Genomic DNA, 25,214 nt, shown 5'->3' on the forward strand with positions numbered 1-25,214 from the left:
CAAGGGAGGTCAATATAAAAAAGGTTTATCAATAAAAAAACAGAGCCTGATTTCAGGCTCTATTAGCGTTTAGAAATAGCAGTTAAAGTATTAGGTCCGGCAATGCCGTCAGCTGCTAGCTTATTGTCTTTTTGAAAATTACGTACAGCTGATTCCGTATTAGCACCGAAAATACCGTCCGTGCCTTTTGTATCATAGCCAAGCGCCGTTAATTTCTTTTGAAGGGCTTGAACATTGCTGCCTTTGCTTCCTTTTTTAAGCGTTTGTTTTGTGTTAATTGTTGTATCTGCTGGTGGATTTGTTGGCTTTGTTGGTGTCGTCGGGTTCGGGTTCGTTCCTGAACTTCCTAAAGCTTTATATGTTGATGGGCCAACAATGCCGTCAGCCGTTAAGCCGTGGTCTTTTTGGAACTTACGAACAGCTGAATCTGTATTGGCACCGAACACACCATCCGTACCTTTTGTATTATAGCCAAGTGAAGTTAGTTTCTGCTGAAGTTCTTTAACTGCATTTCCTTTGCTTCCTTTCTTTAAAACAGTTCCTGTAGAAGGAGCTGGAGCAGAACCTGAGTTTCCAGAAACGTTGTACCCGTTTGCTGCTGCAATGTCGTTAAATGATTTAGAAGAAGTTGTAATCACCACTGGTGTACCGACGGTCACTTTACTAAATAACCATTCTATTTCTTCATCGTACATACGAACGCATCCGCTGCTTACATATTTGCCGATGGAAGCAGGATTATTATTTCCGTGAATAGCATACGTCGTGCCGTATGTACCTCTCGCATTTAGGCCTAGCCAGCGATTGCCAAGGGGATTTCTAGGATCTCCACCAGGAATGTTCCCTTTGTAATAAGGGCGATTGACAATTTTATTCACCACTTTGAAATGGCCTTCTGGTGTAAGAGACTGCGTGCGTCCTGTTGCTACTGAAAACGTTCGGACAAGTGAACCATTTTGGTAATAAGCGAGTTTATTCGTCGCTTTGTTAATGATAATTAAATGAGATGGTGTTGAAGCAGCTTCCGTTTTTGGAACTCCTACAAATAAGCAGGCTAGAGCTAAAATAGCCGCTATGAGGACGATTGTTGTTCTTGATATTCTATTTGCCATGTGGTGCGCCTCCTTAGGCTGCATTAATGAAAAACGTATGGTGCGGCGGTGCTGTAAATTCTTCACTAATAAAATAAAAGACGAATAGCTGCATTTTCTATGCCTGTATGTATGCGCTTAATAAGGAAATCATTAAGTAGAAAGACTTTACTAGCGGGAATTTATAATAATAAGAATAACTAAGTTTTTCTTGATGCTTTGTACAACTTTAGGAATATAAGTTTACTAATTTAGGGGATTCATATTTACATAAGCATCACATCCTTTCCAGTTCTTCATTTACGTGTAAAGAAATGAAAGCGTTATACAGATTGTTTTGTAATCGTATTGTAACATATTTGTATTTTTTATACCATAAAAAGACATAAAATAGTATAAAAATACTTTATATGGGTTTTATGTACAAAAAAATTAAAAGTTAAGGAGAACGAAGCTATTATTAGATATACGAAACTGGAAAAGAAGTATGCGTAGTTTTGTGGAAATAGATAAATATTCTTATTCGAATATAGGGAGGGAGAGAGTAAAAAAACTACTTGCAAAGAGACAAGTAGTTTTTAAATCGTTATTTTTGAGCATACATTACAACAAAATTAAAAAATTTATAAATGCAATCCACTGTGCTGAACCCGCTTGCTGTTAACCAATTTAACTGATCATGTAGGGTTGCCATTTTATCTAACTTCGTACGTTCATGAGCAGCCTCAATTTGCTCATGAGTTAACCCGCTTGCGGCAATTCGTTCGCTCCAGTCTTTTTTATATAACTCTTCAATAATAGAAGAATGGCCTAATACTTGATCAGCATTAATAAATATTCCTCCTGTATGCAGCAAATCATAAATTTGTTCATACAGCTTGTGTTTTTGTTTGTCTTCTAAATGATGGATAGCAAGTGAAGAAATCACAATGTCAAATGAGTGCTCAAATTTGTAGTTTGTTATATCTGATACGATAAATTCTATATGCTGTTCATTTTTAAAGCGTTCCTTTGCTTTTTCAAGCATTTGATCTGAGACGTCAATCAACGTGAAATGCGCATCTGGGTACTTTTCTTTAATAAAAGAAGAAAACAAGCCTGTACCTGCTCCAATATCAAGTATGCGAAGAGGCTTTTTTGAAAAGTGAAGAAGAGAAACGGGAATAGAATAAAAATCAAAAAAGCAAGGAATGAGTTTGCGGCGCTGCTCATCATACTGAGAAGCATGAGCATTAAATTTTTCTTTAACGCTATTTTTCATTTTTACAGCTCCTTTATTTGGTAATATGAAGATACATATATCGTATAGAAGTTTGATAGAAAAGAAAATAAACAAAAATAAGCAGTATTGATTCCAGTTTGTTATGAATAGAAAGAGATGGAGAGAAGAAAATGGAGATCAAATGGCTAAAAACATTCATCATAGCGGCTTCTTATGAAAATTTCAGACAAGCGTCTGAAGATTTATTTTTAACGCAGCCTGCTGTATCAAAGCATATTCAGCGACTGCAGCAAGAATTAGGAGATGAGCTTTTTGAAAAAAAAGGTAAATATATCGCGCTGACTGAGGCAGGACGCTTTTTTTTGCCTCATGCTCAAAAAATGGTGGGAGCATATGAGGAAGGAGTAGGGGATTTTAAGTTATGGAAGCAAGGATATAACCGAAAATTGACTATATCCGCTGCTCCTCAAATAGCAGCATCGATTTTGCCGAGTCTAATCAAACAATTTGTAGAGAGATATCCCCATATTGAAGTCACGGTTAATATCACAAATTCGTTTCAGGTGGGAAAAGACATCAGCGACAGAAAATCAGATGTTGGATTAACAAGGATGCTTCCGGGTCAGGCAGACGTTTTTTATGAGTTAATTCATAAAGAAAAAGCAGTCTTAGTCGCCCCGTTTTCTGTAGGAGCACGTACGGAACAGGAGCTGTTATCTTCCTACCGGCTGCTTACGAATAATCATCCTGTTTATTGGGAAGATTTACTCCTTCAACTCAAGGCTTGTTATCCTCACATTCAGCTGCTTCCTGTGACGCAAGTAGAAATTACAAAGCGCTTTATTGAAGAAGGTTTAGGCGTATCTTATTTGCCATTTTCTATGGTGAAAAAGGAAGTTGAAAATCAAACGTTAAGCATAATTTCACAGCAAAAAATTATTCGGCCTTCTTCACACACGTATATCGTAACAAAAGGCGAAACAGAAGAAATAAAGCAGTTTAAGCACTTTGTAGCTGAGACCTTAACAGAAACGAGCTGAAATGATACCATAAAAAGGAAGGAGAGATGACGATGTATATATTAATCATGCTAGTTGCAGCAGCAGTCGTAGTAGATTTTATTTTAAGAAAAGTGCTTGATATACCTCGCAGCAAATTTTGGGGCAAATATGAGTATGAAAGTCTAGCTTTAGAACGTTGGGACAAATATGTAATGGTAGCTTTTGTTCTTTTTCTGATATTGGATATGATTTTTATGGTTGTAGAGCCTTATATCGTATCTTTCCTATTCTTAGTCGCGAATATTTTGCTGAAAAGTATAGATGAATGGAAATATAAACAAGAAACAAAAGAATACGTAACAAGCTTTGTACAGATGGGATTCTTCTTTACGGCTTTTGTTCTATTAGCCAGCGGAAGGATATAGAAAAAGAGGTGAGACATAACTACATATATCCAATCTGAAAACGAACAAATTGGATATATGAAGCTGAAACGCTTGTGACACCGCTGTTGATTTCCGTGCAAGACTTCGCTTTCCGCAGGCGGCTGGTGAGCCTCCTCGTCGCTGACGCTCCTGTGGGGTCTCACCCCTTCCGCTTTTCCCGCAGGAGTCTTCGTCTTGCCCTCCAATCAACAGCTAGAAGCAGCTAAACGTATGAAACCTACGTTCACCATAATAATAAAAAACCGAACAATCAATCGTTTCGATTGATTGTTCGGATTTCCCTTCAGCTATTTTGTCCGAGCCTCTTTTTATATTATTTAAAAATATGATCAATGTCTTTAATTTCGGAAGAAGTGAGCTGAACATCTAGTGTTTTTAAGTTATCAAGTACTTGTTCAGAGCGTTTTGCCCCTGGAATTAATACATCAATTGAATCGCGCGTTAAGTACCAAGCCAGAACAAGATGAGCTACTTCTACGCCTTTTGCGCTAGAGATTTGACGAAGACGCTCTACTTTTTCTAGATTTTGCTGAAATGCTTCCCCGATAAAATGAGGCATATCTTCGCGCAGGTCATTAAACTTTGTATTTTTATCGTATTTCCCAGCAAGTAAACCAGCAGCTAGCGGGAAGTATGGAATAAATGAAATGCGGTTTGCAGCCGTATAAGGTAAAATATCGTTTTCTGCTTCTCGCTGAATTAAGTTATATTGGCCTTGTACCACGTCTACATAACCATCTTTATTTGCTTCTTTTAACTGATCTAACGAGAAGTTTGATACGCCAATAGAACGGATCTTACCTTCATCTTTTAGTTCTTTTAACGCACCAACCGCTTCGTCTTTTGGTGTGTTTTTGTCTGGGAAATGAATATAATACAAATCGATATAATCTGTTTGAAGGCGTTTTAAGCTATCTTCAACTGATTGTTTTAAAAACGCAGGAGAGTTGTCTAGCAGTACCTCATCTCCAACAATTTTATGTGCTCCTTTTGTGGCGATAACCGCTTCTTCACGATTTCCACGTTCTTTTAGCACTTCACCAATTAGTTCTTCAGAACGTTTTGGACCATAAATGAACGCTGTATCAAGGAGGTTTATGCCATTATCTAGCGCCTTATGAACAAGGTCTTTGCCGACTTCTTCGTTTAGGTTAGGATATAAGTTATGTCCTCCTACAGCGTTTGTTCCAAGTCCAATAGGATTAACATATAATTCGGATTTTCCAATCTGTACTTTTTCTGCCATGTCTAACGTCCATCTCCTTTTTTATATCTTCTTTTTTACTATAGCAAAATATACCATGAATCAAAAATAGTACGCTCATATGAAAAGCAGCTTTAAAAAAGTATGTGAACTTGAGTTACATGTAAATAAGGAGTATATTCTACAGGGCTCTATTTCAATAGCAGAAATAAAAAAAGAACCTCTTTTAAATAAGAGATTCTCTTTTAGTCATGGTAATATGATAACTTTTTGACAGCTGAAATGTTTCAGCAAGCTGCCTGCGTCCTTGCGCTCCTTGTTCGCGTACATACTCTAATTCGTTTGGTGTAAGAAGCTTCATGCTAATCAGTTTAATAGATTCGTAAGGTAAAGAGAGGCTAGCTGAAACAGAAGGAGACTGAACGCCTAGCAATACACCAATTTCTCCGTTTTCATTTACAAAATGAGACGGTACGTCCAAATCAGTAAATTCAATTGAAAGAATATCGTGCTTCATGAATAGTTCTAGCATATTAGGATGAGCGGCAGCATTTTGACTCATTTGATAAAGAAGGTCAAATGCCCAGTGATCCTGGATATCAGATAAAGGTCCGCGCAGAGATTCATCATCGCATTCGATATAGAATTCTAATCCTTTTCCTTGCTTTCGGCTCTTTTCTTCGGGTGATTGAAACGGATCGGACAAGCCGTCGCTTGCGAGAATAACCGTCTCTGTTTTTTGAACGCGAATAAATGTTTGACGTCCAGATGGCCAAGCAGGCCCGCCAAAAAACATGGGATTTAACAAATGAGTTAATACGTCTCCGTCTACATGTCCAATTGTGTTCCAGTAGTCTTTTCTTTTTGAGATTGATTCCTCAAGAACACGCTCTGCTTCTTTTTCCTGCTTCTTTTGCTTCCACTTTAAAAATAATGACAAGTATCCCACACCTCTTTACGACTTCATAGTACCCAATATATACCTCATTAAGGGAACTCGTAAACCATTATTTAGTGCATGAAAGTAAATTATTCCTTTAAATTATAAAATACCCAAATTTTTCTTAGGAAATCATAGAATTTTGTCTTTAATAAATCAGTTGAAAAATTAAATAAGCCACGTGCACGGCCTGTGCGAAAAATAAAAAACCCCAAAAGCGTGCTGAAAGATGGGTAAGCTGCTTTAAACTCGTAGCGTCACCTGCATCGTGTGGATATTTGATGCTTAACACAAAAATAATAAAGGCAGAAAATAGAGATTCTACAAGTAAGAGTGCACCAACAAACATCATGCTGTAGCGTGTAAGCTGTGGGTCTTGTAAATAATAAATACCTCCGAGGATCAAACCGATAGAAAAAAGCCACACAATTCCGTATCCGTTACGTACCCAAAGCAGTAAATTAATAACAACAACACTTCCTAACCCGTAAAAAAGCCAGTCGTAGTGATGGTGAACGAGCAGGTAGAAAAACAAATAAGCCATTGCTGAGCTGAACGGGTAGCCGGCTAAAGCAATAATAACGCGCGGCAGCCATCCACGGGATCCTGCGTAGGTGGCAGTCACAGCTACGCCTTCATTATTGGTATAAAGCTCAATGCGATTGACGCCTTTTCCGACAATAAGCCCCATTAACGCGTGGCCATCTTCATGAAACATCGTATTTAAATTTGAAAAATAACGTCCAATATGCCGAAGCAGCTGATTAATGCTAGGAGCAAATGAACCTATAAATGGAATGCCTCTTGTTAGCACAAAAGCTAATAAAATAAATAAGAAAAGCGTAGTAGATTGTTCCATCGCGATAGTCCTTTTCGTAAAATGATATGTTTCTACTTTACTCGCAAACGTGCTAAAAGGGAAATGAAACGGCTAGTTTCTCTAGGAAAAGAGAAACTGGAAGATTTACATAATATTAGTGTTAACAGACCTGACACATTCATTGACCAGCTTATTCCAAATTTTATATTCTAAACAGATATAAGAAATGAGGAGATGGTTGAATGAAAGATACGTGGAACGCATTTGTAGACAGTGACCTTTACGTACCTCCAACGGGAACGGGAATGTTAAATAACTTGAGTTTTGCGTTAAAAGACGTATTTGATGTACAAGGACATATATCAAGTGCGGGAAATCCAGATTGGCTCGCCACGCATCAGCCTGCAAGCGAACATGCAGACGTAGTAGCTGCTCTTTTAAAAGAAGGAGCTGCACTAAAGGGAGTTACGCATACCGATGAGCTTATGTACGGATTAAATGGAGAAAACGCGCATTACGGAACACCCGTAAACCCAAAAAGCGCAGATCGAATTCCGGGAGGTTCTTCAAGCGGATCAGCGGTTGCTGTCGCAGCGGGACTAACTGATTTTGCGATTGGAACAGATACGGGAGGATCGGTTCGAATTCCTTCAAGCTACTGCGGTATTTTTGGGTATCGTCCTTCTCACGGACGCATTTCTACAAACGGTCTGATTCCACTTGCTCCAAGCTTTGATACAGTTGGTGTAATGGCTAGAGACGGCCACACTCTGCAAAAAGTAGGAGCGGTTTTATTAAATTCAACGTCGCGTGCTAGTGGATTTACACGGCTGTATGTACCAACAGATGTGATGGAACTTGTGGATGAACAAAGCATGCGAGCTCTTGCGCCGTCTATCAACCACGTAATGGAGTCTTTCTCTACTATAGAAGAGATAGCGATTGCTCCTCAGGGTTTTTCTACATATATGGAAACCTTCCGTTTGCTGCAAGGAAAAGAAATCTGGCAAACGCACGGAGAGTGGATTCAAAAAGAAAACCCAACGTTTGGAGAAGACATTAGAAGCCGCTTTCAATGGGCCAGCACTCTTACATTATTAAATATGAATTATATAGAAGAAAAGCGTCGGGAACTTCGCTATTTTATGTACTCACAGCTTGGGGAAGAAGGAATATTAGTCCTTCCTACAGCTCCAGGACCCGCGCCTGTAAAAGATGCAAAAGGACCGGAGTTAGAAAACAGAAGATTGCGAACACTTCAAATGACGTGTATTGCCGGCCTGAGCGGTCTTCCCCAAGTTACGATACCTGCAGGAGAACTAGACGGTTTGCCAGTCGGTTTATCTTTTATTGCAGGATACAACCAAGATGAAAAATTATTAAATTGGGTGAAAGAAAACAGCGGTCGTATCATTCAAGCATCGGTAAGGAGCGTATCATGAAGTTAGTAAATATAATAGAGCAAGGGAAAGAACAAGCAGCCATTTTAGACAATGACAGCATTCTGCTTATAGAAGATATTAATACTAAATATTTAACAAACTGGTCTACAACAATTTGGGATCTTATTCAATATAAAGAACTTCGCCACCTTGAAACATGGTATGCCCATAATAAATTTGGTATGAACAGCTCTTTTCCCTTACTGCACTTGCAGGGCAGAAAAACAGCTCCTATCATTAGTAATCCGTCGAAATTATTAGGCATTGGATTTAATTATGCGGCTTCTGAAGAAAAACTAAAAGACTACGACCGTGCCATTGATCCAGTTAGTTTTTTAAAACCCGCAACCGCCATTATTGGACCAGATGACAGTATTCGTATTCCAAAGCAGTCCTACAAAACAACGGCTGAAGCAGAACTAGCGGTGGTAATCGGCGAAACGTGTAAGGATATAGAGCCAGATGAAGCCATAAACGTAATTGCTGGTTATACATCAGCAATTGACGTAACCGCAGCTGATATTCATGCGGCGAATCATCGCTACTTAATGCGAGCGAAAAGTTTTGATACATTTTGCAGTATAGGCTCAGAATTTATTACAAAAGAAAGCATATCAAATGTGAAATCACTTCAAGTGCGCACATTGCTAAACGGAGACATGCAGCATGAAAATACAGTGTCTAATATGATTTACGACATCGCATACTGTGTTTCATTTTTCTCAAAAGTCATGACGCTGCATCCAGGTGATATCATTCTAACAGGAACGCCGGGACCGGCTGTTATTGAAGACGGGGACTGTATTGAATGTCATATTGAAGGGATGCTTCCATTAAAAAATAAAGTAAAAGATATGAAGAAAGTGCCTCAGCAAATCTAAGAAGAAAACCCGTTGCCTACACGCACGGGTTTTTGAGCAGAAACGAATATCTTCACACTCAGTTCACAATTAGTAGATATACTAATTAAAAGAGACAGCTGCGGTATCATATACTGAAAAATGAAATATTTACAAATGGAAAAGAAACGGGTACGATATCTGTAGCGACACTTAATAAAAAGGAGCTGACTGACAGTATGATTTTAGTCATCGGAGGAGCAGGCTATATCGGAAGCCACCTAGTAAAAGAATTAGTGAAAACAAATGAGGTTGTGGTGCTTGATAATCTATCAACGGGTCATCGCTGGGCAATCGATGAGAAAGCGGTATTCGTAGAAGGAAATCTAGGTAATGAGAAAGATTTAGAAAGCGTATTCACAAATCATAAAATTGATGCTGTCATGCATTTTGCTGCTAATAGTTTAGTAGGGGAGTCAGTAACAGATCCTCTTAAATATTATCAAAACAACGTAGCTGCCACGTTAACCCTTTTACAAACGATGATGAAGCATAATGTGAAAAAGTTTATTTTTTCATCTACTGCTGCTACATACGGGATTCCTTCTGTAGATATCATTACAGAAGATACGGCAACAAACCCAATAAATCCGTACGGACGTTCAAAGTTAATGATTGAACAGATTTTAGCTGACTTTGCAAGTGCCTACGATATGGAATATGTGGTGCTTCGTTACTTCAACGCAGCGGGTGCTTACGAAACAGCAGAAATTGGCGAGTGCCATGATCCTGAAACGCACTTGATTCCGATCATTCTTCAGCACCTTCTTGGTGAACGTGAAAACATCTCTGTATTCGGCTCAGACTACGATACTGCAGACGGAACGTGCATCCGTGACTACATTCACGTAACGGACCTAGCGAATGCTCATATTTCAGCGCTTCAGGCCTTGTTAGACGGCTCGGAGAAAACAGCAACGTACAATCTTGGAAACGGACTTGGCTACTCTGTAAAAGAAGTGATCGAAACGTGTGAAAAAGTAACCGGTAAAAAAGCGAATGTTGTAATGGCAGACCGTCGCGCTGGAGATCCGGCACGCCTAGTTGCATCTTCTGATAAAATTCATGCAGAATTAGGCTGGAAAGCGCAAATTTCATTAGAAAAAATCATCGCATCAGCTTGGAACTGGCATCAAAACAGCGCAAAAGTAACAAATTAATAAAAAAGCCTCTTTTCTTTTTGAAAGAGGCTTTTTTATTACGATTAAACTGATTTATGTTCTAAATAATCATTTTTAAAATCCAGTGTTTTAGCCCACAGATAAGCCTTCTTCTTTTCGGACATTTTCCCTAAACAAGCACGACTTTTGTTCTTTTCCATATGATGTAGGTAAATATACCATTCACAACTATCCCCGTTTATAAAATAGTCCGCAAGGAGGTTATGATATGTATTACTGTGTAAGATGCTCCAAATTTCATGACGAACAGGAAAAAGAAAACATCTTTCAAAATGGTTTTTACATTGATCCCTATTTGCTTCAAAAAGTCCATCTAGGCATGTGCGTCCATAAATCCCCATCAATCAAACAAATGAGAGCCGTAGAACGATTCGAAACGAAAAAAATGTAGAATTCACATTCACCAATAAGAAGCTAGATCTAACCAGGTCTAGTTTTTTCAGTGAATAACAGCTTTCTTCAGCTATCTTTCATGTAATATTAAGATAAATTTAAGACAAGCCCGCTATACTAGTTAGTAGACGTATACATAGGGTATGGTACGTTAAGAAATTGAAACAGCAGTCCGTTTTATAAACTAGAAAGGATGGCGTCAAATGATTTCTGAAAAACGATCTCTTTTGTTGAAAGAACAAGCAAAGCTTCTCGCATTAAAAGAATATAAAGGCATTGTCAAATCCATATCGCTGAGTAAAATACTCACTCTTCCTATTTATATAGTAGATATCCTTACGTTAAACGGAGAAGAGCACAAAGTAAAAATTAACGCCGAAACCGGCAGTATTTTGAAAGAAAAAACGATTCCTTTAACTAAAAGCCGTGCAAAAGCATATGCGCTAAGACAGCATAAAGGTATTATCGAATCGATTGTTCTCACTAACAAGCAGTACGAAATTGTGATTCTTGGACCTGATGGAAAAACCCACAGCGTAAAGATTGATGCTGAAATTGATGTGCTGGCACAAGAAGAGCGAAACATTCAGTAAATGGCTTATATTATGTAATCAACCTCACTTTTTTGAAAGTGAGGTTTTCTTTATTAAGAGAAATCATTAATAAAGGTAACAATGATAAAAAAAGAAGTGATTATTTCTTTAATAGAAAGGGTAAGTGATAGTAAAAAATAACCACTTCCTAATTATGGTTCTTTGATTCGTTCTGCTTATGACTCTCCCATTATAAGTATGATAGTATCGAACATGTATAAAACATAGGTTATAACATAACTAAAAGGGTGTGCGACAATGAAAAAACGTACGAAGACCATTATTGCAGTCATTGCAGGAGCTGCTATTTTAATAGGAGGAATATGGATGATAAACGAAAGCCGATACCCAAACGTCCCCGCTTTTGATGATCACTTTACACGTGAATTCTTAAACAAAGATAAAAAAGTGGATGACGGGTTTTATGAGTTTAAGTCGAAGACCGGGCAGTATACGATGTGGTTTCCTGAGGAGTATCAGTTGTTACATGAAAATGAGCAACAGTATGTAAGGGATGGAGATTATTACGAAAGATGGAAAGCTTCATCAGTTAAGAATAAAGAAGAAAATCAGTTGAACTATTTACAAGTAAAGTTATCAGAGAGCAATCCTGATGATGAATCTATTTACGTGGAGAGTTTATTTAAAGATGAGTTTGGAGTAAATAATCCTCAAAAGTGGGAAACAGCTAATACACGTATATACTTTGATACAGGATATCTTTATTTTAAGGGAACAGAAGAACATGTTATCTATGATAAAAATAAACATGCTCCCAATACATATATAGCATACGTAGCAGATAAGAATTCTAGTAAAGTAATAGAATTATGGTTCGATGACAGTCTAAATAATCAAGTTGGTAGGGAATCTGACAAAAAAGATTGGTTTGTAAAAGTACTGAATAGTATTCATTTTAAAGAGGGAAAGAAGCATGAATGATAAATGCATTTTAGATAATAGTTTAAGAAATAAAATAACTCAACTTGAATATAAAAACTTATCTAATAAAGAAAAAGAAATTAAAGAGATATACAAAAAACATACAGGGAGAGAAATTCCTAATTTTGAAATTTACAGTAGCTCAGAGATGGGGATTGGAAAAAAGTCTGGATTTGACGGAGCTGCTATTCATTTTTATGATAAACAAAGAAATATTAACGAAGTCTATTATATTTTTAGAGGCACTGAGCCGTCTAAGGACTTTGGAGATGTTGTTTATGATGCTTTAGGTGTTGGGGCTGGAAAAAATAATGCACAGATTAACGATGCAGTAAAGATGTATAAAAAAGTAGAGGCAAATTTAAAAGGCTCCAATGTGAAAGTAAAAAGATATGGCGATGGGCATTCTTTGGGAGGCCACCTTATAGTAACATTGAGCTTGATAACGAAGAATTTTACAGGTGTAAGGGGCCTAAATGATGCACCTGTTAATGTAAAGCAACTAGTGGAGCTTGATCAGACCTTTGCAAGGTACGTGGAGCATCAAGTAGGCAGAGAAAATAAAATATCTGCTAAAAGGCTAACAGAACTAGCCAACATCTACTATGAGAGACAAAAAGCTGCTATCAGCCATACTTGGGTGAAAGGTGAACCAATGCATGCACAATCGTTTCCTGGCAGCTGGTATGCAGGCAATAAAGTAACCATGCTCGGAGATTTAGATACAGAAGAAATGATTAACATGGGAAAATATCCTTTTCAGAAAGAAGCAAAATGGAACCCAGTGTATATGATAGACCAATTTCGCTATAATCTTGGAGTGAAAACGATACTAGGTGGCTTAGGCTTTGCAAATGATCATGTAAAACAGGAAACGTTACTCGACCTTCCTAATAAGAGTGAGCAATACCTTGAGCATATAAAAAAGTATCCTTTTCTCTATTTAGGTGAGATAAAAGCTGGAGTTGCTCTAGGTGTAGCAGGTGGAGTTAATTTACTAACTAGTCCCGGGGGGTTCTCACAGGTTTATAAAGGAATATCTCAAAGAGATCAAGCAAAACTCCACGGAATTAATTATGTTGTCAAATACACAGAAGCTAATGCTATGAAGACGTATTACCAGGTTTTTGATTCAGGATCTCAGGAAGAAATCTTGCTAGATTATGAACAAATGAAGAAGTTTGTTTATTACTGTGCTAATGCCATTAAAGACAAAGAAGCAAACTTAAATGCGCTAAAGCAGTATTTACATAGTGAAATTAACGAAGTCTTCGAAGCTAAGAAGAAAAAGTTAAAAATGAAAATATCCAGAGAAGAAGCTTATCCCCAGTCATTTATGGAAAAGGTAGATAAAGACGGAGCTACTCTCGCTTGGTTTGGACAAAAGCGTGTGGCTGAAAAAGTGACGTTTGACAAAACGTTTGATCCGCTAGACAATAGTGTATTTACCCCTGTTGAAGAGATTATTTCTTCTATTCAAGAGGAAGTTACATACTATCAAAAGTTTCTTGAAGCGTTCTTCCAAAATTTCGAGAAGATAATGGAAGCAGACGAATCGGTAGCTTCAGATATTAAAAGCATGAAAGAAGTAGTAGGGGGGATTTAATTGTTTGATTTTGATTTTACACACACAGGAACAACGAGCGGTAAATACACGTTTGAATTTGATGGTGATGACTTCAAAGACGAGCAGGCAAAAAGGATTAAAGAGTTAATCAAAAAGGATCAAGAAGTGAATGAAAAGCTTTGGCATGCTAAAAGCTATTTAGAAAACCAAACGGGTGAGTTTGCGGATGCTGTTAAAAGTAAATTAGAAGCAGCTGAGAGGGGATATACGCTAAGGGCTCAGCAGTATGATACTGGAGCATTTCAGCATATTATGAGTTTTATGCATTCTGTTAAAGATATGCATAAGAGAGAGTACAAAATTCGATATAAAGAATCAATGGATGAAAGTGAATTAACATAAGGGATACTGCTATTCCTCAGACAGTGGTCTGAGGGATTTTTATATGTTGAACAATTTACATTAAGTCCCGTTTATTTCAAAAGAATAATAAAGGGAGTGTATGACAATAAAAAAACGTACGAAGACCCTTCCCGCAATCATTGTAGGGGCAGCTATTTTAATAGGCGGAATATGGGGCATAAACGAAAGTTGTTATCCCAACGTTCCAGCTTTTGATGATCACTTCACGCGTAAGTTCTTGAACAAAGATAAAAAAGTGGACGACGGGTTTTATGAGTTTAAGTCAAAGACAGGTCAGTATACGATGTGGTTTCCAGAAGAGTATCAAGTTTCACATGAAAATAGAGAGGATTATGGTGTAAATAATGATTCCTACGAGAGCTGGTGGGCTGTTTACAATGAAGAAGTTGAAGGTAAAAAACAAGCGAATTATATAAAAACTGAGTTTTTAACCAGTAATCCTGCAGATGAGAGTATTCACGTTGAGGCTTTATTTAAGAGAAGATTTGGATTAAGTGTTCCTAATAAGATTGAAAACTCTCAGACGAGGATTTACTACCAATCAGCTTATATTTATTTCAAAGGAACAGAAAAGCATGTAATAGTAGATAAGAAGAAACATATTCCTAATACATACTTGGCACATGTAGCAGATAAGCGTTCTAATAAAATATTACAGATTTCCTTCGATAGTAGCGATAAATATAAATGCAGTGATGAAGAAAAAAAGCAGGATTGGTTTTTAAAAATGCTAAAAAATATTCATTTTAACGAGGGAAAATAGTAGGTAATTAGCGAAGAGGGGTAGCGCATTAAATGAAGAAAGTTATAGGATTTGCTTTAGCTGTTAGTATATTAGCTATAGGTACAATGTTTTTTTGGGGAAACGGAAGAGGTTTCCCTTTCTTGTCAGCCTATTTATTTGCCATGTTTTTTTGTAATGCTTTATATGGGCTATTATCGTTAATTTTCCAACGAGCGTCTATTTATCAATATGAGCAATTTGTCTATGATTACAAGCCAACGATAAGAGGTTATTGCGCCAAATATTTAGTTATGGCTGTATTTACACCTAACTATTACGTGCAAAAAAGGATTAACAGAGCTCCATTTATTGTGAATCGTTTATTAGCCTTAATTTTTGTCATTTGGTTTTGGATACTAGGTTTTACAACGGGGATGATTTATAACATTTGATAAAGGAAGGTAGTTTAAAAAATGACACAGAGCCCTATTACTTTAAGCACGAATCAACTAATCGCAGCCTTAACCTTATGCGGCTATGAAAAAGAAGCGCAAAGTGTAGGAAAACAACAAAATATCAAAAAATTGGAACTTGACCAGATATTATATGGGCCTGATTTTATTATGCAAAAATCTAACTTATGGGATGACGAAACTGATGTAGGAATAAATGAAACAATGGTCAACCTCATTCAAAATATAGTAGAGGCACCTAAGAAAATTAAGTTTGTGCACAAAGGTAAGAGTCTGAATTTCTATTGGATAAATAATAATCATATAATCATGGAGCAACAATTCCAGAAAAAACATATTTTTTCGTTTACTCATTCTCTTCTAGGTTTTGGAGAAGAGGTTACAAATTTTTATAAGTTAAATCAGGGAGAGAATTGTGTTTTCAAAACTAAAGTTAGTTTATCTGATAGTACATATGATTCTCTTCATCATATGTCATCAAAAGCTTTGAATAAAATGATTGAGGATGATTCAGTAGAGGTACAAATGAAACAGTTTTTACAAGACTTCAAGGGTAATGGTCAGGAGATTATTCATGTTATGTTCCAAAACGATCAGCACGTCCAAACTGTCCTTTCTTTTATTCCTGGGAACCGTTATTGCTGGCTTCCAGATGTTCAAAAAGAAAGTAAAGAAGTTCATTTTGTAAGTGCTAAATTAGATGATTTTTTAGGTTTAATTGAAAATGCAAAAGTTGAACTGCTCAACAAGGAAGTATCCTCGTATTCTCCTAATAAAGTAAAACGAACGTCGTTATTAAAAAAATTCTCAGTATATCGCGGCTTGAAAAGCTTTATACAAGCAAACTTATTTCTTGCATTAACGTATATGATGCTATTAGTTTCTAAGCAACAATGGGAACCTAACACAAATCAAATAACTGTTTACATATTTATTTTTGAGATCGGGGCTCTTATTGTTTCATTCATGGCTTGCTTCAGGCCTCGAGTGTATAAAGATTAACACGTGAATCCGGCTTTTTTTAAAGAGGCTGGGACAAAAGTATTTTAGTCGAAGAGAAATTCGAACGATTAATTAATTGTTCGAATTTTTTCGTTGTTATGGTAAACGTAAGTTTCACATATTAGATGCTTCTAGCGGTTGATTGGAGGGCAAGGCGAAGACTCCTGCGGGAAAAGCGGAACAGGTGAGACCCCGCAGGAGCGCAAGCGACGAGGAGGCTCAGCGCCCGCCCGCGGAAAGCGAAGCCATGCACGGAAATCAACCGCGGTGTCACAAGCAGTCCAGCTCCTTTATCCAATTTGTTCGCTTTAGATGAGATTGAGTTCACTCTTTTTTGAAACATCTTTTACAGCCTGTCTATCAAAAGCATAAAAGTCTCTAAAACACTTCTTTGTTGCTATCATAAGCCTCCAGCAAGTCTCAAAATACCTAAATCGCCTAATGGAATATCTTACTTTTAATGGACAATTAGCTGTTTTTAGGATATATTTTTATAAGTTTAGGTTATGGAAGAAATAGTATATTGAAAACGAAAGGTGATTAAACGAAAGAATGGATGCTCATGTTTTAAAGGAACTGACGTATGAAGACTTTCAGTTTGTATATCAGCCTATTTATGCGTTGAATTCGTGGGAGACGCTGGGTTTTGAGGCTTTGCTGCGCACAGCTTTCGCAAAAGGGCAAATTGAAGAGTTGTTTTCACTGGCAAGATGCCATAATTATTTGTACAAGCTTGATACGATGGCAATTGAAGGGGCTATAAAGAACTTTCCGTTTGAGGTATTAAAATCAGAGGATGTATTTATCAATGTGTTTCCATCTACTCTTCTCCACCCGCATTTTCAGCTGTTTTTAACGTATCTGTTGAACACCTATAAAAACGCGAAGCATCGCATTGTATGGGAGTTAAATGAAACGCTTCATGAAAAGATTTTATGGGAATCGCCTGCTCTTTTTACCCGAGTAATGAGTTTGAAAGAGGCCGGTTTCAAAATTGCGATTGATGATTTTGGAGCAGGAGCCGCAGCGATGAGACAAGTGAGCATGTACGAGCCTCACTATATGAAATTAGATCGAAGCTATGCGGAAGGGCTAGCTGACTGCAAGCAAAAGAAAGATCTGATTGATTTGCTTGTTAACTATTATCCGCATACGAATCTCATTTTAGAAGGCGTTGAACGAGATAAAGATTTAGCCGCAGCGATTTCGTTAAATCTACATGCTGCTCAAGGCTATTTGCTGGGCCTGCCGCAGTCGATCTCTTCCTACTTAACTTATAATAAGTACCGCGGTCTATTCAGACGAGAACGGCTGCTGAACTCTTAACCCATACGCTTCACTAAATAGATAATTTATCGTAATATAGGAACGGGTAATTAGACTTATGTGCAGCATAGATATCTTAAATTTTTATAAAATTATGTGATTTTATGCGATTGTTAAAATATTTTAAGAGATACAGAAGACGTGTTTGTTTGGAATAATGAGTGAATTACATATAGAAATAAAAGGTTCAATGAAAGTTCAAAGGCAGATGGAGGATATGTAGTATGTATAGTGAAGGGGTATTCCAATTTTATTTTATGAATATGCCGCAGCCTGTTATTTTAATTCAGCAAGAAAAACATCAGCTATATTATAAAGAATGTAACAAAGCAGCTCAGCAATTCTTTGAAAAAATGGAAGACAAGATAATCAATAAAGAAGAAAATCTGCTTTTTTACACACTTTGTGAAAAAGCTATTGCCACGAAAGAATCAATTCAATATCAATACATACAGCTTTTTCAGCCCGACCGGCATGCATATGAAGTAACATTTACCCCTCTTTTTAATCAAGCGACGGCCCCTTCACATGTCCTTGTCATGGCTCAAGAAATTCATTATAAAAAAACGCAGGAAGAGAGCACGCGTTTACTCAATGCGTTTCTAGAAAACACGGTAGATGCCATTCTAATTGCTGATTGTAATGAGAAGGTCTTAACAGTCAATGGAGCATTTGAAAAGCTATTTCAGTGGAGAAAAGAAGAAGTTATAGGAAAAAGCCGTCAAGAGATGGACATCGTATCAAAAGAAGAGGGAAAAGAAAACCTTAAATTAATCGAAGAATTAAAAAATGGTAAGACGCTGCTTCCTTATGAAACAGTCAGGTACACCAAAAGCGGCGAAAGCGTGTGTGTATCTGTCAGCTGTTCACCGATTTATGATGATCAAAATCAACTGGTCGCCTATTCGGTGATTTACCGAGATATTACACCGATTAAAAAGTTAGAACTGGAGCTTATTGAAAGTAAACAGTGGTACAAGTCGCTGTTTACAAATCACCACCACGCAGTTTGTATGCTGGATATGGACGGTACGATTTTAAATATTAACAGCGCATTCTTAGAAACGCTTCATCTTTCTGCAAGCGATGTGCTGCACCAAAATTACCGAGATATTGCTAAAAGGCTGGGAGTCTGTAATTACAAGTCTTGGAATGTATATGAAGCAATCAGCTACAGCACAGAGCTAACACTTCGTAGAAGTCAACATTCCGCACAGCACGTGTACATTACAACCATTCCTGTCAAAGTAAATAATCAAACGGTTGGTGCTTACGTAATTTTACACGATATTACGCCTCAAAAAGAAGCAGAAGAACAGCTGGCTTATACAATGAAAGAACTTGAAAATATAAAATATGCGCTTGATGAATCAGCTAGCGTTATGATTCTAGATGCAAATGGAACTATCACTTATATAAACGATATGTATATACGTTATTCAGATTATCAAAAAGAAGATTTATTGGGGAAGTATTATCGAGATGCAGGGCTTCGTCATGACCTTTCTGAGCTGCGTGAGACAATAAAAAGCGGAAAAGTATGGCGAGGCGAGCTTGAAATGTGGACGAAGCATAATCAGTTATACTGGGTATCGAACACAATTGTGCCATTAAAAGATATAGAGGGAAATATTACTTATTATGTCTCGATTCATAATGATATTACAGAACAAAAAGCGCTAGAAAATAAACTTCATTTTGAAGCCACTCACGATAGTTTAACAGGTCTTCCCAACCGGGCGATGTTATTAAAAGAGTTAAACAAAGTAATTGAAAAAGGGCAGCAAAAAAGCGATGAGTTTTTTGCGCTTTTGTTTCTCGACTGTGATAATTTTAAGCAGATTAACGATGAATATGGCCATCATATAGGCGACGAATTTCTAAAAGCATACACGAAGAGGTTAAAAAGCTGTGTGAGGAAAGGCGATCGCATTTATCGTTTGGGCGGAGATGAGTTTATCATTATTTTAAACGTAACAAATGGACGAGAAATTGAACAAATTGCTAGGCGAATTCACGTATCTCTTCAGCAAAGCTGGAATGTACGGGGCTATTGTTTGCGCACAACAACTACCATCGGTGTCTCTATTTATCCAGAAGACGGGGAATCGGCTGCTTCATTATTAAAAAATGCAGATGATGCGTTATATAAAGGAAAAAGAGAAGGGAAAAATAATTATATCCTCTACCAAACGTAAAAAAAGCCTCCAAAGAGGCTTTTTTATTTTATCCATGTTTTTGCCCACTTGCTGACGGGGCCTAAGATCGTACCAAGCTCTGATCCTTTTTTAGTTAAGATATATTCAATACGAACCGGACGTTCAGGAATAACGTGCCGGATTACAATGCCTTCTTCTTCTAACTCTTTCATTCGTTCGGTTAACATTCGTTTACTTAAAGAGGGAATGCTGCTGTGAATTTCACTAAAGCGTTTAGGACCGATCATCAGGACATAAATAATTAACCCGTTCCATCTTTTTCCTATTATATCAAACGTTTTCCACACTTTTGGACATAACTCATCAAATTCATTCATTCATGCCACCTACTTTATCGTATATAGGATATTAAAAGTAACTCTTGTAATGTTATTATATACTAGCATTTGGATAATGAAAAGGCTATCTTTTTTTATTTTCAAAACTTTCAGTAGCTTGGAAACGCTGTATTGTAAAGTTTTTAAAAAAAGTCACAAAATCGACATATTATTATTGACGTATCAAGAAAAAAGGTCTAAGATTGGTTACATAAAGTTACCTAGTTAAATAAAAGGTACTTTAAATTTACAATTACATCAAGAGTTTGAGAAAGAAGGTTAGTATCAAATGGATATCCTTTTGGCTATTCTTCCTGCGATTTTCTGGGGAAGTATTGTCCTGTTCAACGTTAAATTGGGCGGAGGTCCTTACAGTCAAACGCTTGGGACTACAATTGGTGCGCTGATCTTTTCAGCCGTTATTTATTTCGTAGTTCATCCAGTGTTGACGCCGCTTATTTTTATTGTCGGAATCGTTTCGGGATTATTTTGGGCAGTTGGGCAAAGTAATCAGTTGAAAACGATTGATTATATTGGTGTTTCAAAAACCATGCCAATTTCAACTGGTATGCAGCTTGTGACGACATCGCTGTTCGGTGTTATCGTGTTTCACGAGTGGTCAACAACAACAACCGTTATTTTAGGCGTGTTAGCTCTTATTTTCATTGTTATTGGTATCGTGCTAACATCACTAGAAAGCGAAAAAAACCCAGAGCAATCTGGGCAATTCAAAAAAGGGATCATTACCCTTATTATTTCAACAATTGGATACTTAGTGTATGTAGTTGTCGCTCGTTTATTTAATGTAGACGGCTGGTCGGCACTATTCCCACAAGCAATTGGTATGTTAATTGGTGGACTTATACTTACTTATAAACACAAACCGTTTAATAAATACGCAATTCGCAACATTATTCCAGGCCTCATTTGGGCAGCTGGTAATATGTTCTTATTTATTTCTCAACCTAAAGTAGGGGTTGCAACAAGCTTCTCATTATCACAAATGGGAATCGTTATTTCAACGCTTGGCGGTATCTTCTTACTTGGAGAAAAGAAAACAAAGCGTCAGCTTATTTCAATTACGATTGGTATTGTGCTCATCATTTTAGGTGGCGTATTCCTCGGAATGGCTAAAAGTTAACGTTTACGTAAAAGTTAATGATAGTATGTATGAATAAATGAAAACACTAGGAGGATTTTATTATGTATACAGATTTAAAAGATAAAGTAGTTGTAATTACAGGTGGATCAACAGGTTTAGGACGCGCAATGGCTGTTCGTTTCGGTCAAGAAGAAGCAAAAGTTGTTATTAACTATTACAACAATGAAGAAGAAGCTTTAGATGCGAAAAAAGAAGTAGAAGAAGCAGGCGGACAAGCAATCATCGTTCAAGGCGACGTAACAAAAGAAGAAGACGTTGTAAACCTTGTTCAAACAGCTATTAAAGAATTCGGTACATTAGACGTAATGATTAATAACGCTGGTGTTGAAAACCCAGTTCCTTCTCATGAGCTATCTTTAGACAACTGGAACAAAGTTATTGATACAAACTTAACAGGTGCATTCTTAGGAAGCCGTGAAGCAATTAAATATTTCGTTGAAAACGACATTAAAGGAAACGTTATTAACATGTCCAGCGTTCACGAAATGATTCCTTGGCCATTATTTGTTCACTACGCAGCAAGTAAAGGCGGTATGAAACTAATGACGGAAACATTAGCTCTTGAATATGCGCCAAAAGGTATCCGCGTAAATAACATTGGACCAGGTGCGATGAACACACCAATTAACGCAGAGAAATTTGCAGATCCTGTACAACGTGCAGACGTAGAAAGCATGATTCCAATGGGTTACATCGGTAAACCAGAAGAAGTAGCAGCAGTTGCAGCATTCTTAGCATCATCACAAGCAAGCTATGTAACAGGTATTACATTATTTGCTGATGGTGGTATGACGAAATACCCTTCTTTCCAAGCAGGAAGAGGCTAATAGTTTTTAATCGATGTGGAAAAAAGAGACATGGCAAAAGCGCCATGTCTCTTTTTTCTATACCTAAGCGAAGGTCACCCCCCTTGCGGGGTTGGTGGCCTTCGCCTAGGTAAAAGCTTTTTGTACTTCCCTTATAGGTTTATTGTATTACCCAGCCATTTTTTTATCAGACGAAGGCTGGTTTTTGTCTTTTAGTTTGCTAAAGATAAAGGCAAGAACTGAGCCTGAGATGTTGTGCCAGACGCTGAAGATGGCGCTTGGGACAGCGGCTAGCGGCGAAAAGTGAGTGGAAGCAATGGTGACGCCGAGCCCTGAGTTTTGCATGCCAACTTCCATTGCCACTGCTTTTTGTTTGGCTAGATCCATTCCGCATAAGCGGGCAAAGAAGAAGCCGATTGTGAAACCAAGAATGTTGTGAAGAACAACTACGGCAAAAATGATACCGCCTGTTTTAGCAAGCTGTGCTTGGCTTCCTGCCACAACGGCAGATACAATCAAGACAATCGCGACTACTGAAACAAGGGGAAGAGCTTTGGAACTTGCTTCTGCAGCTTTTCCAAAAAACTTTTTGATTGTAAATCCAAGAGCAAGGGGAATGATGACAACTTGTATAATGGAAATAATAAGAGACATGATATCAATATCGACCCACTTGCTTGCAAATAATAAAATAAGAAGCGGTGTAACAATCGGTGCTAAAATGGTTGAAACAGAAGCGATAGCAACTGCGAGCGCAACGTTTCCTCGAGCCAAAAAGACCATTACGTTTGATGATGTGCCGCTTGGACAGCAGCCTACTAAAATAACGCCCACTGCTATTTCTTTTGGTAAATCTAAGCCAATCGCCAAACCAAATGCGAGAAGCGGCATAATGATAAAATGTCCCACCACGCCTAGTGCTACTTCTTTCGGTCTTCGAAATACTTCGCTGAAATCAGACGCTGACAGCGTTAATCCCATTCCAAACATGACAATTCCTAAGAGCGGAACGATGTACTTTCCAATCCATACAAAATGCTCTGGGAATGAGTAGGCAATAACGGAAATTAAAATAACCCAAAGCGTAAATGTTTTTCCTGCAAATGTACTGATTTTCTCTATTGTTTTCATCTGTACGATACCTCCTGCGAACTATAAGAAGAAATTATACTATTTATTCAGAAAAATTAAAACAGTATTTTTGTAAAATAGTACAGAATATTTTATCTTTTGGAGATTATTTCAGCTTAAATGCAAGCATTCCTTCATTGAATACACGGAATATGTGATAATATAAAGAAGTTAGTTTTAGAAAGTCGGAGGAGTTTAGTCATGAAATTTATCTATATTTTGTCTGTCCTTCCGTTCGTAGGCATATTAGGTTTTCTCCCTTTTGTTAACCGAGTCACTCCGTTTGTTCTCGGTATGCCGTTCAATATGTTTTGGATGGTGATATGGGTGGTGCTTACGTCCATTATTTTAGGGGTTATGTACAAGCTTGATCCCAGAAATCGGGAAGGGGAAGAAGAATGAATAGTGCACTTATTATTATTTTACTATTTTTAGTGGCAGCTATTTTTCTTGGCATACGATCAACCAAAGGCAAGGATATGAACTTGGAGCAGTGGACGGTAGGCGGACGCGGTTTCGGGGCTGTTTTAGTGTTTGTGCTGATGGCCGGAGAAATCTATACAACATTTTCGTTTCTAGGCGGAAGCGGATGGGCTTATGGAAAAGGAGCTCCTGCACTTTATGTGTTAATTTATATTAGCTTATCATATGTCTTATCATACTGGCTTCTTCCTGTTATTTGGAAGTATGCAAGAGATCATAAGCTCGTCTCGCAGCCTGATTTTTTTGTAAGCAAATATAAAAGCCCTTACCTTGGTGTGCTTGTAGCTGCTGTAGGAGTGATTGCTGTCATTCCTGTTATCGTTGTGCAGTTAAAAGGATTGGGGATTATTGTATCACAAGCATCCTACGGTGCCATTTCAATGCCGGCAGCCATTTGGATGGGAGCTATCAGTTTAACGCTGTATGTTATGATATCCGGTATCCACGGTTCTGCATGGACGGCCGTTATTAAAGACATTATGATGCTTGCTGTAATTGGATTTTTAGGCATTTATTTACCTTTTCATTATTACGGAGGATACGGGCCAATGTTTGAAGCGGTGAATACAGCGAAGCCGGGATTTTTAAAGTTTCCTGAGCAAGGATTAAGCGTCTCGTGGTTTATTTCGACCGTTATTTTACTAGTACTTGGGTTTTATATGTGGCCGCAGGTGTTTAGTTCAAGCTATACAGCGAAAAATGCAAAGGTATTTCGTAAAAATGCAATCATTAGTCCTCTTTATACGCTGATGCTGCTCTTTGTATTTTTTGTTGGATTTGCAGCTATTTTAAAAGTTCCTGGTTTAAGCGGAGGAGACGTGGATCTCGCCCTATTACGGATCTCAATCCAAACCTTTGATCCTTGGTTTATTGGAATTATAGGAGGAGCGGGTTTGCTGACAGCGCTTGTGCCGGGATCGATGCTGTTAATGAGTGCATCAACGCTGCTGGCTAAAAACATATACAAACCGTTTGCTCCTCAAGCAAGCGAAGCGCGTATTGCTCGTTTAGCGAAAAGCTTTGTACCCGTTGTGGCTCTCATTTCTGTTTACTTTACGCTAAACGGAGGAACGACGCTGTCAACAATTATTTTAATGGGCTATAGCCTAATGACACAGCTGTTTCCATCTCTGCTTTTCAGCTTGAAGAAAAATAACTTTGTAACGAAACAAGGAGCAGCGTGGGGGATTGTTGCTGGAATTATTGTAGTAGCCTATATTACAATCAGCGGATCTACTATTGGGACGTTATTTCCGTCACTGCCTCAGCAAATGAAGGATATCAATGTCGGATTTATTGCTCTGCTTGTCAACTTTATCGTAATGTGGGCAGTCAGTATGCTCACAAAGCAAAACGAAGCTGGGACAAAAGTATGTTAGACGAAGTGGAAAACGAACCATTAATCAA

At 37.7% G+C, this 25,214-nt stretch carries 28 protein-coding genes; 20 read left to right on the forward strand and 8 right to left on the reverse strand.

What is annotated here, in order from left to right; genetic code table 11:
- Positions 1 to 62: 62 nt before the first annotated feature.
- Together AC0C45_RS08655 and AC0C45_RS08660 are read right to left on the reverse strand one after the other, a co-directional pair.
- The gene (locus AC0C45_RS08655; protein WP_472928033.1) at positions 63 to 1,112 is read right to left on the reverse strand and encodes a L,D-transpeptidase family protein; all 1,050 of its coding nucleotides are present in this window, start codon (positions 1,110 to 1,112) and stop codon (positions 63 to 65) included.
- A gap of 565 nt (positions 1,113 to 1,677) precedes the next feature.
- On the reverse strand, positions 1,678 to 2,352 hold the full coding sequence (locus AC0C45_RS08660; RefSeq protein WP_472928034.1) for a class I SAM-dependent methyltransferase: 675 nt from the start codon (positions 2,350 to 2,352) through the stop codon (positions 1,678 to 1,680).
- A gap of 131 nt (positions 2,353 to 2,483) precedes the next feature.
- Between AC0C45_RS08660 and AC0C45_RS08665 the strand changes: the two genes are divergently transcribed.
- Both AC0C45_RS08665 and AC0C45_RS08670 read left to right on the forward strand, forming a co-directional pair.
- Positions 2,484 to 3,353, forward strand: a complete 870-nt coding sequence (locus AC0C45_RS08665) for a LysR family transcriptional regulator (RefSeq protein WP_034653940.1) — start codon at positions 2,484 to 2,486, stop codon at positions 3,351 to 3,353.
- Between the two features lie 32 nt (positions 3,354 to 3,385).
- The gene (locus tag AC0C45_RS08670) at positions 3,386 to 3,739 is read left to right on the forward strand and encodes a DUF4181 domain-containing protein (RefSeq protein WP_237893576.1); all 354 of its coding nucleotides are present in this window, start codon (positions 3,386 to 3,388) and stop codon (positions 3,737 to 3,739) included.
- Here AC0C45_RS08670 and AC0C45_RS08675 read toward each other — a convergent pair.
- From AC0C45_RS08675 to AC0C45_RS08690, 4 genes are all read right to left on the reverse strand, one after another.
- Positions 3,719 to 3,949, reverse strand: coding sequence for a hypothetical protein (locus tag AC0C45_RS08675; RefSeq protein WP_237893577.1), 231 nt, complete (start codon positions 3,947 to 3,949; stop codon positions 3,719 to 3,721). The two genes, AC0C45_RS08670 and AC0C45_RS08675, sit on opposite strands and share 21 nt — an antisense overlap.
- Positions 3,950 to 4,073: 124 nt before the next feature.
- Positions 4,074 to 5,006: an aldo/keto reductase gene (locus AC0C45_RS08680; RefSeq protein WP_016763291.1), complete on the reverse strand. Its 933-nt coding sequence runs from the start codon at positions 5,004 to 5,006 to the stop codon at positions 4,074 to 4,076.
- Between the two features lie 184 nt (positions 5,007 to 5,190).
- On the reverse strand, positions 5,191 to 5,904 hold the full coding sequence (locus tag AC0C45_RS08685; protein WP_047931780.1) for a suppressor of fused domain protein: 714 nt from the start codon (positions 5,902 to 5,904) through the stop codon (positions 5,191 to 5,193).
- 148 nt (positions 5,905 to 6,052) lie between these two features.
- Positions 6,053 to 6,763: a M50 family metallopeptidase gene (locus AC0C45_RS08690; RefSeq protein WP_472928035.1), complete on the reverse strand. Its 711-nt coding sequence runs from the start codon at positions 6,761 to 6,763 to the stop codon at positions 6,053 to 6,055.
- Positions 6,764 to 6,966: 203 nt separating this feature from the next.
- Between AC0C45_RS08690 and AC0C45_RS08695 the strand changes: the two genes are divergently transcribed.
- The 14 genes from AC0C45_RS08695 to AC0C45_RS08760 all read left to right on the forward strand — a co-directional run bounded on the left by AC0C45_RS08695 (position 6,967) and on the right by AC0C45_RS08760 (position 19,887).
- Positions 6,967 to 8,166 (forward strand): amidase, encoded by a 1,200-nt coding sequence (locus AC0C45_RS08695; protein WP_237893579.1) that lies wholly within the window; start codon positions 6,967 to 6,969, stop codon positions 8,164 to 8,166.
- Complete coding sequence (locus AC0C45_RS08700) at positions 8,163 to 9,047, forward strand: fumarylacetoacetate hydrolase family protein (RefSeq protein ID WP_075421379.1); 885 nt, start codon at positions 8,163 to 8,165, stop codon at positions 9,045 to 9,047. The genes AC0C45_RS08695 and AC0C45_RS08700 overlap by 4 nt, the downstream gene beginning before the upstream one ends.
- 197 nt (positions 9,048 to 9,244) lie before the next feature.
- Positions 9,245 to 10,225 (forward strand): UDP-glucose 4-epimerase GalE, encoded by a 981-nt coding sequence (gene galE / locus AC0C45_RS08705; protein WP_472928036.1) that lies wholly within the window; start codon positions 9,245 to 9,247, stop codon positions 10,223 to 10,225.
- Positions 10,226 to 10,454: 229 nt separating this feature from the next.
- Complete coding sequence (locus AC0C45_RS08710; protein WP_013055747.1) at positions 10,455 to 10,637, forward strand: DUF3973 domain-containing protein; 183 nt, start codon at positions 10,455 to 10,457, stop codon at positions 10,635 to 10,637.
- A 205-nt stretch (positions 10,638 to 10,842) separates the two neighbouring features.
- Positions 10,843 to 11,232: a PepSY domain-containing protein gene (locus AC0C45_RS08715; RefSeq protein WP_034653927.1), complete on the forward strand. Its 390-nt coding sequence runs from the start codon at positions 10,843 to 10,845 to the stop codon at positions 11,230 to 11,232.
- Between the two features lie 258 nt (positions 11,233 to 11,490).
- Positions 11,491 to 12,174 carry a hypothetical protein gene (locus AC0C45_RS08720; RefSeq protein WP_237893581.1) on the forward strand — a complete coding sequence of 228 codons (684 nt, stop codon included), beginning with the start codon at positions 11,491 to 11,493 and terminating at the stop codon, positions 12,172 to 12,174.
- Complete coding sequence (locus AC0C45_RS08725; RefSeq protein WP_472928038.1) at positions 12,167 to 13,780, forward strand: DUF6792 domain-containing protein; 1,614 nt, start codon at positions 12,167 to 12,169, stop codon at positions 13,778 to 13,780. The genes AC0C45_RS08720 and AC0C45_RS08725 overlap by 8 nt, the downstream gene beginning before the upstream one ends.
- Positions 13,781 to 14,143: a hypothetical protein gene (locus tag AC0C45_RS08730; protein ID WP_237893583.1), complete on the forward strand. Its 363-nt coding sequence runs from the start codon at positions 13,781 to 13,783 to the stop codon at positions 14,141 to 14,143. It begins immediately after the preceding gene.
- 106 nt (positions 14,144 to 14,249) lie between these two features.
- On the forward strand, positions 14,250 to 14,927 hold the full coding sequence (locus tag AC0C45_RS08735; RefSeq protein WP_472928162.1) for a hypothetical protein: 678 nt from the start codon (positions 14,250 to 14,252) through the stop codon (positions 14,925 to 14,927).
- Positions 14,928 to 14,959: 32 nt separating this feature from the next.
- A complete protein-coding gene (locus AC0C45_RS08740; RefSeq protein ID WP_237893584.1) occupies positions 14,960 to 15,340 on the forward strand; it encodes a hypothetical protein in 381 nt (126 codons plus the stop codon).
- 21 nt (positions 15,341 to 15,361) lie between these two features.
- Complete coding sequence (locus AC0C45_RS08745; RefSeq protein WP_047931770.1) at positions 15,362 to 16,363, forward strand: hypothetical protein; 1,002 nt, start codon at positions 15,362 to 15,364, stop codon at positions 16,361 to 16,363.
- A gap of 138 nt (positions 16,364 to 16,501) precedes the next feature.
- Complete coding sequence (locus AC0C45_RS08750) at positions 16,502 to 16,675, forward strand: hypothetical protein (protein ID WP_216873948.1); 174 nt, start codon at positions 16,502 to 16,504, stop codon at positions 16,673 to 16,675.
- A 240-nt stretch (positions 16,676 to 16,915) separates the two neighbouring features.
- Complete coding sequence (locus AC0C45_RS08755) at positions 16,916 to 17,689, forward strand: EAL domain-containing protein (protein WP_237893585.1); 774 nt, start codon at positions 16,916 to 16,918, stop codon at positions 17,687 to 17,689.
- A gap of 224 nt (positions 17,690 to 17,913) precedes the next feature.
- Entirely contained in the window at positions 17,914 to 19,887 is a 1,974-nt protein-coding gene (locus AC0C45_RS08760; RefSeq protein ID WP_237893586.1) for a sensor domain-containing diguanylate cyclase, read from the forward strand.
- 23 nt (positions 19,888 to 19,910) lie between these two features.
- On the opposite strand, the gene AC0C45_RS08765 is transcribed toward AC0C45_RS08760, so the two are convergent.
- The gene (locus AC0C45_RS08765; protein WP_257062981.1) at positions 19,911 to 20,225 is read right to left on the reverse strand and encodes a winged helix-turn-helix transcriptional regulator; all 315 of its coding nucleotides are present in this window, start codon (positions 20,223 to 20,225) and stop codon (positions 19,911 to 19,913) included.
- Positions 20,226 to 20,514: 289 nt separating this feature from the next.
- Here AC0C45_RS08765 and AC0C45_RS08770 point away from each other — a divergent pair, with 289 nt between their 5' ends.
- Together AC0C45_RS08770 and gdh are read left to right on the forward strand one after the other, a co-directional pair.
- On the forward strand, positions 20,515 to 21,366 hold the full coding sequence (locus AC0C45_RS08770) for a GRP family sugar transporter (protein ID WP_014461263.1): 852 nt from the start codon (positions 20,515 to 20,517) through the stop codon (positions 21,364 to 21,366).
- Positions 21,367 to 21,428: 62 nt separating this feature from the next.
- Positions 21,429 to 22,214, forward strand: coding sequence for a glucose 1-dehydrogenase (gene gdh / locus AC0C45_RS08775; protein WP_013055759.1), 786 nt, complete (start codon positions 21,429 to 21,431; stop codon positions 22,212 to 22,214).
- A 147-nt stretch (positions 22,215 to 22,361) separates the two neighbouring features.
- Here the strand turns inward: gdh and AC0C45_RS08780 are convergent, their stop codons facing one another.
- On the reverse strand, positions 22,362 to 23,324 hold the full coding sequence (locus AC0C45_RS08780; protein WP_013082056.1) for a bile acid:sodium symporter family protein: 963 nt from the start codon (positions 23,322 to 23,324) through the stop codon (positions 22,362 to 22,364).
- Positions 23,325 to 23,525: 201 nt separating this feature from the next.
- Between AC0C45_RS08780 and AC0C45_RS08785 the strand changes: the two genes are divergently transcribed.
- Together AC0C45_RS08785 and AC0C45_RS08790 are read left to right on the forward strand one after the other, a co-directional pair.
- Complete coding sequence (locus AC0C45_RS08785; RefSeq protein WP_013055761.1) at positions 23,526 to 23,726, forward strand: DUF3311 domain-containing protein; 201 nt, start codon at positions 23,526 to 23,528, stop codon at positions 23,724 to 23,726.
- A complete protein-coding gene (locus AC0C45_RS08790) occupies positions 23,723 to 25,186 on the forward strand; it encodes a sodium:solute symporter family protein (protein WP_047931766.1) in 1,464 nt (487 codons plus the stop codon). The genes AC0C45_RS08785 and AC0C45_RS08790 overlap by 4 nt, the downstream gene beginning before the upstream one ends.
- Positions 25,187 to 25,214 lie beyond the last annotated feature (28 nt).

The sequence above is a fragment of the Priestia sp. VA7 genome (assembly GCF_055710015.1).